This window comes from Enterococcus sp. 7E2_DIV0204, assembly GCF_002140855.1.
GTDB classification, from domain to species: domain Bacteria; phylum Bacillota; class Bacilli; order Lactobacillales; family Enterococcaceae; genus Enterococcus_L; species Enterococcus_L lemimoniae.
In genome coordinates this window covers 814529-827762 of sequence record NZ_NGKY01000001.1, presented here as the reverse complement: position 1 = coordinate 827762, position 13234 = coordinate 814529, and the positions used below count along the sequence as shown (strand labels likewise).

The window sequence follows — 13234 nt, the reverse complement described above, 5'->3', positions numbered from 1 at the left end:
GTATATTAAATACCAAGATGATCATTTAGTTCATCTTGGTATTTTTTTGTTTACAAAGTGAGGACTCGAATTTTTGAATTAGAGTATCTAAAGCTCGGTCTATTTCAGCGGTATTATCATCATTTCTTGTTAACAATAGTGGTGGAGAAGAATGCATATCAATAAATTTTGTTCCAATTGGCGCCGATTTTATGAGAGATACTATAATTTTAGGATGAGCAATTGAGTCACCACAAGGGCCAGCTACCAAATAGGCTAACTCTATTGTATCGTCATCAATCGTTCTAAGGCGATAATAACCATCTATAATAAATTTTTTTTCATCACCAAAAAGGGTCATAAGGTTATCAAGCTTCTTTTTTCTATTCATTATCTCGCTCCTTTGTAATTATTATAACACATCCATTTAAATAGGAAGTAATCATTAAACGATATTATAAATAGCTATTTTACTTAATAGATAATATAAAACAAACAGCAAGCTAAAATTGATTCACATGATTCTCAAATATTTGTGTTATTTATCAAAAATATGATAAATAAAAGATGTTAATTGTATAGACTTAGCAAATGAAATAGATTAAACTTATTTTAGTTTCTTAAATATATCGGATTTATATGTATTTTATATCGAATTTAAAACTTTTTACATGAAAATTATAAAGGATAGTAAGGAATGCTGATTAGACAACAAAAAAATAAAGGGGAACACCATATGTACAACGTAGGATTTGTGATACTAGACAATGCAGATGAACAAAATTACATAGATTCGTTGAAATGTACTCAGCTAAATGTGTATCCAATCAACAAAGAAGAAGTAGCTGAAACAATAGCAAATTACGATGGAATTATTATTAATGAAAAATATATGCACAATATTGGTGTAATTTGTGAATCAATCATTCTATTAAAGAAACAATCTAATCCGTTTGTTTGGGTGATTTCAGAACGTATGAATAAAATGAATCATATTGTTTATTTGCAACTTGGTGTTGATGGAATACTAGATAACAAATCGGACCCAGAAGAACATAAACTCTTAATGATAAATGCATTTAATAGATATAATCAGACATTTTCAACTATGGAAAAGACAGTAAAAAGTGAATGTGATACTACGGAACTCCAATTACGTCCATGTAATTTTAGTGTCTTATTGAATGGGAAAGAAATCAACTTAACAAAATTAGAGTTCAAAACAATTGAGTTTTTACAAACACAGCAAGGCATTGCAGTTTCGTATGAAGATATTTATAGAAATGTTTGGGAAAACGAAGGGGCTGACAAACAGTATCGCGTGTCTAATTTGATTTTTCACTTAAGACAAAAAATCGAAACCGATGCGGCACATCCTAAATTTATTAAGACAGTACGTTCCAAAGGTTACAAGTTAGCACTATAAGAAAAATTCATAGAATGAATTTTAAGTAAGATCTGTCATGGCGGTTGTCCTTAAGGCAATGACGGTGACAAAAACAAATGAATAAAGTTTTCTCTTTTTCAAGCCAACTGTTTAGCATAAACAAAAAAGAGAAAATCAGTGTTCTGTTGAAAGGTCCAGTTAGAGAACAGTCATTCTCAATGGAGCAATAAACAAAAGTTGAACACTAATTTTCCTACGTATTGTGAATGTATCAAAAAAGTAAACAATTGGCAAGGAAAATAGAAATAGATTGTACGTTCTCTTAAGACAAACGTGCAAAAAATGCTTTGGGGAGGAGATGAGAATATATGAAAATCGGAAAAAAGTCTTATATCATTTTAGGGCTTGTTTTATTCGCAAGTATTTTTTCTGTCATAGTGCTGAATAACATTACCTTGATGAAAGCAGCAGAAGAAAAATATGCTATTAAAATGGAATCAATCAATGAATCAGGAAAAGTTCCTGTAACAATAACGATTTCTGAGCCTGCTGATGAACGATTAAAGCTTACTTTTGAAGGTGTCAATGAAGTAACCGTTGAGGAACTTTTAAATGGTATTTCTGATGATCAAAAGTCGAATATATCAATAGATAATACTGAAGATGCTATGGTAAAACTCATTACTACGAAAGCTAGTACTACTCCTTTAAAAATAAACTTTTCAGTTAGTCGGCTAAATCAGTCTAAAGAGGGAAAGGTAACACTATCTGATACCGAAAATACGAAATTAGTATCAAGTAGTACCACGTTTGATGATGGATTAGGCTCTTTAGAAGATACTTCTCTTCAAGAAAGATTATTACCAATCCAAACTTCAAGACTTGCTCAAACAAGAGCCAAAACTACTGGACCTGTTTCAGCAACACCAGAAGAAATTGCAGCTGCAAATGATGCGGCAAATACTAGATTTGGGTTCAATCCCCTAACTAATGTTAAAACAGTAGGCACTTGGGCTGAATTTAAAGCAGCGTATGATGACCAAACGGTTACTAAAATCATCATGACTGCTGATATTAGTAGAACTACTAATTTAGCCCTTCGTCAAACATCCATCGAAATCGATGGTGGAGGCTTCATATTGGATATGAACAGTGATACGCTGAGAATGGCAGCGCGACCTACAGATGGGATTGGCTTCTTTCATTTTCATGATATGACTGCTAAAAATTCTGCAAATGAAGGAAACGGTCTTGGAGGAAATATGTGGGCTTTTGTCAATGCCACAAACGGAACACCTTACTCCCAAAATTGGTATTATCGAACCGGAAATATTAATACAGTTCGTGAAAATGGCCAACGCGTTATTCGTTTGATTCGAGGAACACGTGGAGAGATAACTGTTTATGGGAAGCTGAATTTGATTACTACCTCAGAAAACTTTTATGCAGGAAGCATGATCATTGAGGATGGAACAAATTGGTATGGTGAAGATACCGGATCAAACTATTCAGTGATTTGGTTTGAACAAAATTCAAGCGGTACTGACACAGGAGCTGCGCAGAAATTTCAGATAGGGAAACATGCTCAGGTAGTTTTGAAGAATTCTACGAATGGAACAGCCTATCCAGCAGTTTATTCTTATTATTCTGATTTAACTGTGGGAGAAAATTCTATTTACAATTCTAATATGAATGGAAATTCAGTTCGTTTTGATAACACAGGTTCCTCTATGACTGTAAAAAAGGATGCAACAGTAAACTTACTCAGTCGTGGTAGTGGTTCAGTTATGCAGTTTAGCACAAATAATTCTTCCTTTAATTTAGAACCAGGTGGTAGTATCTATATTGTTGGTTCAACAACAAGCCCTGTTGTTGATATCACAGGAGGTTCTAATAAAACATTTACGATGAATTCACCAAAAGGTTTTGATATTCGAAACAAAAATACAGGGACTGCAAGTAATAGTCCAGCTCTTTCGACCACCAATATCGCAACTAATATTTTGACAATTAATGATTCGGATATTGATTTATGGACATTAAGGTCTGAATTAATGGGGCCATCTCAGCAAACATATGCTAAAGTTGAAGGATTTTCAGCAAAAGCCAATGGTGGTGCGTCTAATGTTACAACTACAGAACCTGGATTAGCTACTTTTGTAGCAACCCAATATCGTCGAATTGCTGGTATGAATGCAAATCCTGAAATCGAATGGGTTCCTGTAACTGATGCAGACAAAACCTACAAGGCAAGAGTAAAAATTGGAATGACACCAACAGATAGTTTTGATGAAAATGGTAATGTTATTTTACAACCTGTTTATGCCGCAGCTGGTCAAGCACAGGTAACGTATACAGATACTTATGGGGAAACTCATACTGTGTCCACGGACGCACAAGGCTATGCAATAATGACAGATACAAAATTTAATATTACCAACAAAGAAATCAAGGCACATGCTGTCAGAGGTCCATGGATCGCTGAAACTGATCCAACTACACCAGTTTTGGATGTTACACCACCAGAACCTGCTATTGTGGAAGGCGGAAAAGTTACTAACGGAATGAAGCAATTAAGTGGTAAAGATGCTGAGGCAAATGCCAAAATCTATGTTGATATCAATGGTACACGTCAAACAAATGTTGGAAAAGTAAATGCTGATGGTACTTGGACTTATAACTTACCTAGATACTTAAATACAGGTGAGACCATCCAGATTTTCTTAGAAGATAATGCTGGTAAAATAACAGAGACTCTTGATCCGGCAGCCCCATCAACAAATAGTGACAATGGAAATATCAATCCAGCGACGGAGTTAAAATATCGTGATGCAACATTTAAAGCTGCAACAAAGTATACAGTGGAAGATGTCCTTCCTGATAAACCTTTAATGGAAAAAACAGTTATTTCTTCTGGGGGCGCTACTACACAAGTGGGTGACACATTGACGTATACATTAACAGCTAAAAACAACAAAGAAGCGTCATATACAACGCTTTGGTCAAATACTGTAGTAACCGATACAATTCCAGCGGGATTAGATTTTGATCCAGCAACAGCTGAAGTTAAGATTGATGGCGTTGTTGCCGAAACACCAAAGGATTACACTTATGATGCAGATTCAAAAGTGTTAACAGTGAAACTAGGAGATTTAGCAACAGGTGCTTCGTCTGTGGTCACTTTTAAAGCTCAAGTTTCTTCTTCGGCTGTGGGAACAGTTATTAGCAATACAGCTTCTGTGATAGGGGACTCACCAAGAGAAGAGACATTTGTTGAAGGCCCAAATGATCCTGATGCTAAACATGAAACGTATAGTGCAACTTCCAAAAAGGCTGACAATCCTGGTGGAACAGTCTTTGGTGTTTTGGAGTTAGCTTCAGCACCGACAGAGATAGATTTTGGAAGTGTAAAGTATCAAGGTAAGACTACCCGTATTAATACAGCGCAGCATCATGGTGCGGACTTAGTTGTAAAAGATAGTCGAGCGAATAAAAAAGGTTGGTCTTTGACTGCAAAAATGACAACACCGATGACTAGTACAAACCCTGATATTCCAGCATATACATTGGATGGTGCACTCAAATATGTTTATAAAAACAATGAGATTACCTTGAATGGTGGTGCACAGGATATCATGACTCAAGCGGCTAATGCTTCAACAGCTGAAACAACGTATAACATTAGTGATACATGGTCTGAATCTGGTGACGGCTTTAAATTTGAAACTTCAGCTCAAGATGTAAAAACATTAGGCACTTACCAAGGTGAAATATTATGGGAACTGGGCGATACTCCATAAGCGTAAAGGAGATTTTGTATTAATGAAAAAAATAATCAGATCTATGATCATCTCCTTTGCCTTTGCATTGGCAATCGTTTATCCATTAAATGCGGCGGCTAAGGCAAATGGAGGAGAAGTTCAAACTAATGGTGTGATCAGCTTTTATGAGGAAAGCTCATCAACAGAACCTTCAAGCTCAGTAGAACCTTCATCTGGTCCCGAACCGTCAACTAGTGAACCTAAAGTGGTAAAACCAGTTGGACGTTATCCAAGTACAGGTGAGATGGTTAAGAAAAGCTTTGTAGTTACTGGTATTGCTTTAATCGTAATTGGCTTAGTTCTGTTTTTCTGGAAACGTAAGAAAGAACATGAAGGGCGGGATGATCAATGAGAAAATGTAACGTAGTTTCAGCGCTCATTATACCGCTTGCAGTACTTTCCTCAATGGTAGGTACATGTAGTTCTGCTTATGCTGAAGCAGGATCAATAAGTGGTCCTGGAACGATTAAATTTGAAGGAGAATATCCTCAAAATATCGTAGATCCTGAAAATCCGGAAGTAACTGTTGATCCTGGAGAATCACCTAAATTAGAAGGCGATTTAAGAATTGATTTTGTACCGAAGTTAGACTTTTACCAGAATAAAATTTCTGATAAAGATGAAGTTTATTATGCTAATGCTCAAAACTTTTTTGGTGCAACTAAGGCTAGAGGGAACTTTATTCAGATTACTGACTTGAGACAAAAGCCAACTGGTTGGACTTTACAACTTCGACAAGAAATGCAATTTACAAACAATGGTACAAAAAACAAAGAAATCAAAGGCGCAATGCTTTCATTAGATAATTCTTGGGTGAATTCTACCAAAGATCTTAGTGAAGCGCCGCAACTGTCAAAAGAAATCATCAACATAGACAATATAGGAGCGTCATATAATTTAGCTCAAGCTAGTTCTGGACATGGCAGCGGAACTTGGTCAATTTCGTTTGGTGCATCAGGTGAAAACAAAAGCAATCAAAAGAATACTTTGGAGCCAAGATTGAATAAAGATGGTCAATCAGTGCTTGATCCAATCTTTGATCAAAAACCTGTCTATCAAAACAAAGCAGTGTCATTGTCTATCCCTGGAACAACTATGGTTGACCCAGTACCTTATACTACGGTGTTAACTTGGATATTAGCCGAGTTGCCATAAATAAAGCACACAAAAGCACACACAATATTAGGAGGAATTACACATGAAAACAAAAACATTATGTTCAGTAGCATTATTAGCAGTAATCGGAGCAAGCTTAGCCTTACCAGCAGGTGCAAACGCCGAAGCAAAATCACAAGCAGCAAAAGGAACAATGACTTTTACTGAAGACAATGATCCTAAAGATGTTGTTGATCCAGAAGATCCAACAAAACCAATCGTAGATCCAAAAGAACCAATCATCGTTAACCCAGATCGTGGTTCATTTAGTATCGATGCTGTAACTGAACTAAACTTTGGTACAGATAAAGTAAAAGCTTTTGCATCAAACCCTGAATACTTTGCAGCAGCTATACCAGCAAAAAATGCTGATGGAGACATCACTCGTGGTAACTTCGTACAGTTCACTGATGTTCGTGGTACTGCTAACCATAAATATACAGTAAGTGCACAATTAACAAAACAATTTACAGCTGGTACAAGCGCAAGTACTTTCTTGAAAGGGGCAACAATTGACTACTCAAATGCAGTAATTACGTCTAAAGACCCAGCAGCTCAATGGCCAGCAACTACAGTTGCAGGATTTAAATTAGCAGCTGATGCAGCTGGAACAGGCGCTGGAGATTCAGTAAAAGTTTTAGAAAATAAAGATGCTTCTAAAGGTATCGGAACTTACACAATCGAATTTGGTCAATACGGTGACGGAACTGCAGATACAACTGCTGAATCTGTCAAATTAACTGTGCCGAACACAAATATATTATTAGCTGATACGTATACAGCTGAAATCACTTGGTCAATTGCTGAAGTGCCAGACACTCCTGCACAATAAGTCACACGAAACTAAATTGGATTATTACGAATATTTTAATCAGTAATGATTCAAACTGAATGGCGAAACAGAAGCAAACAATTCTTCTGTTTCTGCTTTTTTAAGAGAGGGATATTAATGAAGAAAAAAAATCTATTATTTTTGTTAGTAGCAGCTATCATAGCAGTACTTCTGCCATTTACGGTCCATGCAGAAGATAACAGTAGCGGTAACGCAACTGGATTTACATATGAAACAATCAAGCCGGATAATCAAAGGGACACAGGTGCAGGTTATTTTGATTTAAGAATGACACCTGCTCAAAAGCAAACTGTTAAGATTAAAATCAAGAATTTAGCTTCAGAAGAAATTGAAGTTTCTGTGAAGCTCAATAGTACAAAAACAAATGCTAACGGAGTTGTCGAGTATGGCCCGACGACGATAAAAAAAGATAAGTCACTGAAGTACGATTTTGAAAAAATCGTTACAGCACCAGAGACAGTAAAAGTACCGGCAAATGGTGAACAAGATATCGACATAGAAATCAATATGCCAGAAGCTTCATTCGATGGGATGATTGCTGGCGGAATTCAGCTTCAAAAAGTGGAAAAAGAAAAGAAAAATGATCCAAAGAAAACAGGGGTTATCAATAAATACGCATATGTGATTGGGATGATCCTTACTGAATCAGATAAAGAAGTACAGCCAAATTTGGAATTAAATAAAGTTTCTGCTGATTTAAATAATTTTAGGAATACTTTTTTTGTCAATTTTTCGAACGTTGAAGCAGCCTATTTAGAAAACATGACAACACAGGTACAAATCATGAAAGAAGATAGTGATGAAGTCTTATATGAAACAAAACGTTCTGGCATGAGAATGGCGCCAAATTCATTGATCAATTTTCCTGTAAGTATGGAAGGGGATCGCATGGTTGCTGGAAATTATCGCGCGAAAATCCTTGTGACAGCTGGAGATAGAAAATGGAACTGGGATGAGAAATTTAAAATTACAGATGAAGAAGCAGATAAATTCAATAATCAAGATGCTGGTTTAGAAGACGTTCAAACATTTAACTGGAAATTAATTGCAGGGATCGTCGGTGGAATTGTGGGATTAGCCGTGATCATTTTCTTAGTAATTAGAGCAATCAGTAAAAAGAAACAGGCAAAGAAAAAACAAGTAAGAAAAAAGAAACCAAGAAAATAACTAAAGATAGATAGTGAGGAGGTAAAGAAATGACGATATTAGATTGGTTTTTTATTATTTCTTTGTCTCTAGCCAGTATCGGATTAGTATTCTCAGGTATTTCTTTTTATCTGATGGCTCAAACGAAAAAGGCTTTAAAGATAGTGAAAAGAGCAAAAGTCAGTAAGAAAAAACGTAAGCAGAAGAAGCGTAAAGTTAGAGACCTTATGAAGAAGATCAAAAAGCAGCGTAACTGGGGAATTACATTAGTTATAGTCTTTTTATTCTCTGGATTTGGTGCAGGTTATTCTTTGTATTATCAAGCGATGCATTTGAGTCAGAAAGATTCCAAAGCAGTGGTTCAAGGGTTTTACTTGATGGATAACTTAGAAAAAGAACTAAAAACAGCAAAAACTACAGAAAACGATGTTAAATCAGGGAAAAATATTAAATTATTAGCAGGACAATTTTCTAGTTATGGTATTTATAAAGCGACAATCAGAAATAGTGAAGCCGGCCAAAAAAAATTAAATAAATATTATAAATCAATGAAAGAATTAGGCATTAATTTGTCTTCTCAATCAAATGATTTCTTTAAAAATGAGACGCTTTTAAATGAATTTGAAACAGATTTAGCAGCTGCTAAGAAAAACCATGAGGAAGTTGTTCGTTACTTTAATATCAATAAAAATGCGTTGGTAAATAAAAAATAGTTTGGTGATTTCATGAAAAAGACCACTCATAAACAAAATAATCGAGCAGTCAAAAGGAAGTCAGAACAAAGAAAGCCAGCAGCAGGCAAAAAGACGCAACCAGTTAAAAAGATGAAGTCTCAAAAAAAGAATGTACGACCTGCTAAACGAAAACATAAGAAAGTAAATAAACAAAAAAAAAAACTTAGAAAAACGAAAATACTTTTTTTTGAAATCGTATTGACTCTCTTGGTAACGATAGGAATTTTATCCGTACTTTCTCTTTTTACCTTTTCCTTTGCTAAAGTAGAAGGATATTCTATGAGTGATACGCTGGATGATGGAGAAGTTGTTGTTGTAAACAAATTATCTAAAATTAAACGTTTTGATCTTGTCTATCTTAAAGTACCAAAGTCGAAAGATAAATCAATTCGTAGAATTATTGGCCAACCTGGCGAAAGTTTATATTATAAGAATGGCCAATTATTTATTGACGAGCAAGAAAAAGATGAATCCTTTATCGATGATTACAAAAATCAGTTTGAACAAGATGGAATGCTCTATACGGAAGATTTTACGCTAAAATCACTGTCGGGAAGGCCAACGATCCCTAAAGGTAAGTATCTTGTTCTAGGCGACAATCGCCCCTATGCGACAGATAGCCGGTACTATCAGCTGGTAGATGAAAAAGAAATCATCGGGAAAGTTGAAATGAGAGTATTACCGCTTCATAAACTACAGCGAGTGAAATGATGATAGAAAAAGCATCTGATGTTCTAGTGAATGTTAGGTGTTTTTTTGTTACAAAATAAAGTCAGTTAAAAAGCAAGTTTTTTCTTTCAATATCTGTTATACTGGGAATGTTACAAGTTCCCGAAAGGATTTGTTTCGCATTATTTGAGAGCATATGTGATGCTTCAATAAACGAAATAAAGATGCCTTGTAACCGAATATAACTAGGGGGAATACATTATGACAGAGAGACATTTATTTACATCAGAATCCGTTTCTGAAGGACATCCAGACAAAGTTGCCGATCAAGTGAGTGACGCAATACTAGATGCGATTTTGGAACAAGATCCAAAAGCCCGTGTGGCATGTGAAACAAGCGTTACAACTGGTTTAGTTTTAGTTTTTGGAGAAATTTCTACTACAGCCTATGTAGATATCCAAAAAGTCGTTCGTCAAACACTGAAAGATATTGGCTATACTCGTGCTAAATATGGTTTTGATGGTGATACTGTTGCAGTTCTTGTAGCAATCGATGAGCAATCACCAGATATTGCACAAGGTGTAGATGATGCGCTGGAAACACGTGGTGACAAAGATGCTAAAGATGATATTGGCGCTGGAGATCAAGGCTTGATGTTTGGTTTTGCGGTGGATGAGACACCAGAACTAATACCTTTACCGATTTCGTTGAGTCATAAACTTGTGCGCCGTTTAGCACAATTACGTAAAGAAGAAAAACTTCCTTATTTACGTCCAGATGCAAAATCTCAAGTAACGGTAGAATATGATGAAAATGGCAAACCACAACGTGTGGATACAGTCGTGATCAGTACACAACATGATGAAGAAGCTACGCTGGAGCAGATTCAAGCAGACGTAAAAAAATTCGTTATTGAAGAAGTGATCCCAGCAGATTTACTAGATGAAGAAACAAAATATTTTATTAACCCTACTGGCCGTTTTGTTATTGGTGGACCTCAAGGAGATGCCGGGTTAACTGGACGTAAGATCATTGTAGATACTTACGGCGGTTATGCGCGTCATGGTGGTGGTGCTTTTTCAGGAAAAGATGCGACGAAAGTCGATCGTTCTGCAAGCTATGCCGCTCGATACATTGCTAAAAATATCGTTGCAGCTGGTTTAGCTGAAAAAGTTGAAGTTCAATTGGCTTATGCGATTGGTGTAGCACAACCCGTATCCATTTCAATCAATACTTTCGGGACAAGCAATGTGCCAGAAAGCAAATTGATTAAAGCTGTTAGAGAAAACTTTGACCTGCGTCCAGCAGGAATAATTGAAATGCTTGACCTACGCCGTCCAATCTACAAACAAACGGCAGCATATGGTCATTTTGGTCGTACAGACATTGAACTACCTTGGGAGCAGACAGATAAAGTCGAAGCAATCAAGAAAAGCTTGATGGAGTAAACGAGGCGGCGCTACTAATGAAAATTAGTGGCGCCGTTTTGCTGTGAATCACCACGACTGGCTCCGCCAGAGTGGATGATGAACAGTACTTGGCGACCAAAGGGAGCGAAGTTTCATTACTAGTGAATCACCAAACGCTATAATGCTAATAACAAATAGAAGCCAGCGACCAAGGGAGCGAAGTTTCATCACTAGTGAATCACCAAACGTGTTAAACTAAATGACAAATAGAAGTCGACCACTTTATTAATCGAACGGCTGACAATCATAAAGTGTTGCAGAGCAGATGATGAACAATACTAGGCGACTAAAGGGAGCGTAGCTACCTTACTAGTGAATTGCTAAGCATGTTAAACCAAACAATAAATAAAAGCCAACAACCCACAAAATAAATCATCAAGTTAGTTACAATAAACTTAAAAACGCTCATATTCAATGTAAAGTCTCGAAATAGTCTCAACAAAACTCTGTAAATGAATAAGTAACCGTATCAAAAAGAATAGCCAAAAGGATGGAGATACATGGAAAGAAAAACAAACGTCAAACTTGTAACGATCAGTGTTTTTGTTGCAACCTTTATGACAGCAATCGAAGGAACGATCGTTTCAACTGCAATGCCGACAATCGTCGGATCATTACATGGTATGGAGATCATGAACTGGGTCTTCTCTATTTACTTATTAACTAATGCAATGTTAACGCCAATTTATGGGAAGTTGGCAGATAAAATCGGGCGTAAGCCAATTTTTATGATCGGAATTATTATTTTTATTATTGGATCATCCTTATGTGGTTTGGCGCAAAATATGATAACGTTGATCATTGCCCGAGCAATTCAAGGAATTGGGGCAGGAGCAATCATGCCTGTTGCTTTGACGATTTTGGCCGATATTTATTCAATTGACAAACGTGCAAAAATGCTAGGATTAAATAGTGCAGCTTGGGGAATTGCCAGTATTTTCGGTCCTCTGGCTGGAGGGTTCATCGTAGATACTGTTGGTTGGCACTGGATTTTCTTTATTAACGTACCAATTGGTATTGTGTTAATGGGATTGATTGCTTACTTTTTAGTTGAACCAAAACGAGAAAAAAGCAAAGTGCCGATGGATATTTTGGGTAGTATTCAACTGATGCTAGTCTTATTAACCTTATTATTAGGTTTTCAATTGATCGGTGATGGCGGTTTTGATTTAAAAGTATTCCTGTACTTAGGAGCCTCATTTCTATTTTTTATCCTGTTCATCTTGGTGGAAAAAAGAGCCAAAGATCCTGTTATTGATTTGAAGCTGTTTAAAAACTCTACTTTTGTGATCGTCAATATCGTAGCGGCGTTGATCAGTGGCTTTTTGATGGGGGTAGAAGTTTATATACCAATGTGGATGCAAGGCGTACTAGGAAAAAGTGCCGGAATCGGTGGCTTAGTATTAGCCCCTATGTCGATTTTGTGGATGGTCGGTTCATTTATTGCTAGTAATTTAATGGAAAAACATACGACAAAACGAGTATTAACAATCGGGTTAAGTATTACGTTACTAGGGGGGATTTTCTTAGTATTAGTTCCAGCAACGATTTCATTTGTTTGGTTTTTTGCGATTTCTTCTGTTTTAGGCGTTGGTTTTGGGATCACGATCACAACTACTACTGTGACGGCTCAAAGCAGTGTCGATCCATCAGAAATGGGGGTTGCAACATCATTCAATACGTTAGCTAGAACAATCGGACAAACGTTAATGGTTTCGATTTTTGGTGTGATCATCAATGCCGTAACAACTTCAGAGTTAGCTAAAAGTACCTTGAAGGTTGACTCAGATGTTATGAACCAGTTAGTTAATCCGCATACAGCTAATACCATTCCAGCTGATTTACTTAAACCTCTGCGCGGCATGCTTTATGCTGGTCTGCATAATGTCTATGTAGTTGGTATTGGGCTAATCATCATTGCAATGATTTTGAATATCAGTGTCAAAAAGAAACTAGCATAATAATGGAGTTATGATTTTCTTTAAAAAAAATGACCATATTATACGTAAATTTGGCACAT

General features: G+C 36.3%; 11 protein-coding genes and 1 riboswitch. Of the genes, 10 read left to right on the top strand and 1 reads right to left on the bottom strand.

Going from position 1 to position 13234, the window contains the following annotated elements:
- Positions 1-25: 25 nt before the first annotated feature.
- Positions 26-370 carry a hypothetical protein gene (locus A5819_RS03885; protein ID WP_086353017.1) on the bottom strand — a complete coding sequence of 115 codons (345 nt, stop codon included), beginning with the start codon at positions 368-370 and terminating at the stop codon, positions 26-28.
- 306 nt (positions 371-676) lie between these two features.
- Between A5819_RS03885 and A5819_RS03880 the strand changes: the two genes are divergently transcribed.
- From A5819_RS03880 to A5819_RS03835, 10 genes are all read left to right on the top strand, one after another.
- Complete coding sequence (locus A5819_RS03880; protein ID WP_254907214.1) at positions 677-1405, top strand: winged helix-turn-helix domain-containing protein; 729 nt, start codon at positions 677-679, stop codon at positions 1403-1405.
- Positions 1406-1734: 329 nt separating this feature from the next.
- A complete protein-coding gene (locus tag A5819_RS03875) occupies positions 1735-5166 on the top strand; it encodes an isopeptide-forming domain-containing fimbrial protein (RefSeq protein WP_086281745.1) in 3432 nt (1143 codons plus the stop codon).
- A 22-nt stretch (positions 5167-5188) separates the two neighbouring features.
- On the top strand, positions 5189-5539 hold the full coding sequence (locus A5819_RS03870; RefSeq protein ID WP_086281746.1) for an LPXTG cell wall anchor domain-containing protein: 351 nt from the start codon (positions 5189-5191) through the stop codon (positions 5537-5539).
- Entirely contained in the window at positions 5536-6342 is an 807-nt protein-coding gene (locus A5819_RS03865) for a WxL domain-containing protein (RefSeq protein WP_086281747.1), read from the top strand. The genes A5819_RS03870 and A5819_RS03865 overlap by 4 nt, the downstream gene beginning before the upstream one ends.
- A 43-nt stretch (positions 6343-6385) precedes the next feature.
- Positions 6386-7174 carry a WxL domain-containing protein gene (locus tag A5819_RS03860; RefSeq protein WP_086281748.1) on the top strand — a complete coding sequence of 263 codons (789 nt, stop codon included), beginning with the start codon at positions 6386-6388 and terminating at the stop codon, positions 7172-7174.
- 117 nt (positions 7175-7291) lie between these two features.
- Positions 7292-8362: a DUF916 and DUF3324 domain-containing protein gene (locus A5819_RS03855; RefSeq protein WP_086281749.1), complete on the top strand. Its 1071-nt coding sequence runs from the start codon at positions 7292-7294 to the stop codon at positions 8360-8362.
- 29 nt (positions 8363-8391) lie between these two features.
- Positions 8392-9054 carry a hypothetical protein gene (locus A5819_RS03850; protein WP_086281750.1) on the top strand — a complete coding sequence of 221 codons (663 nt, stop codon included), beginning with the start codon at positions 8392-8394 and terminating at the stop codon, positions 9052-9054.
- 12 nt (positions 9055-9066) lie between these two features.
- Positions 9067-9786: a signal peptidase I gene (gene lepB, locus A5819_RS03845; RefSeq protein WP_254907213.1), complete on the top strand. Its 720-nt coding sequence runs from the start codon at positions 9067-9069 to the stop codon at positions 9784-9786.
- Positions 9787-9891: 105 nt separating this feature from the next.
- Positions 9892-10008: riboswitch (SMK box riboswitch) on the top strand.
- On the top strand, positions 10006-11193 hold the full coding sequence (metK, locus tag A5819_RS03840) for a methionine adenosyltransferase (protein ID WP_086281751.1): 1188 nt from the start codon (positions 10006-10008) through the stop codon (positions 11191-11193). Its footprint overlaps the riboswitch before it by 3 nt.
- Positions 11194-11714: 521 nt before the next feature.
- Positions 11715-13175 carry an MDR family MFS transporter gene (locus A5819_RS03835; protein ID WP_086281752.1) on the top strand — a complete coding sequence of 487 codons (1461 nt, stop codon included), beginning with the start codon at positions 11715-11717 and terminating at the stop codon, positions 13173-13175.
- Positions 13176-13234 lie beyond the last annotated feature (59 nt).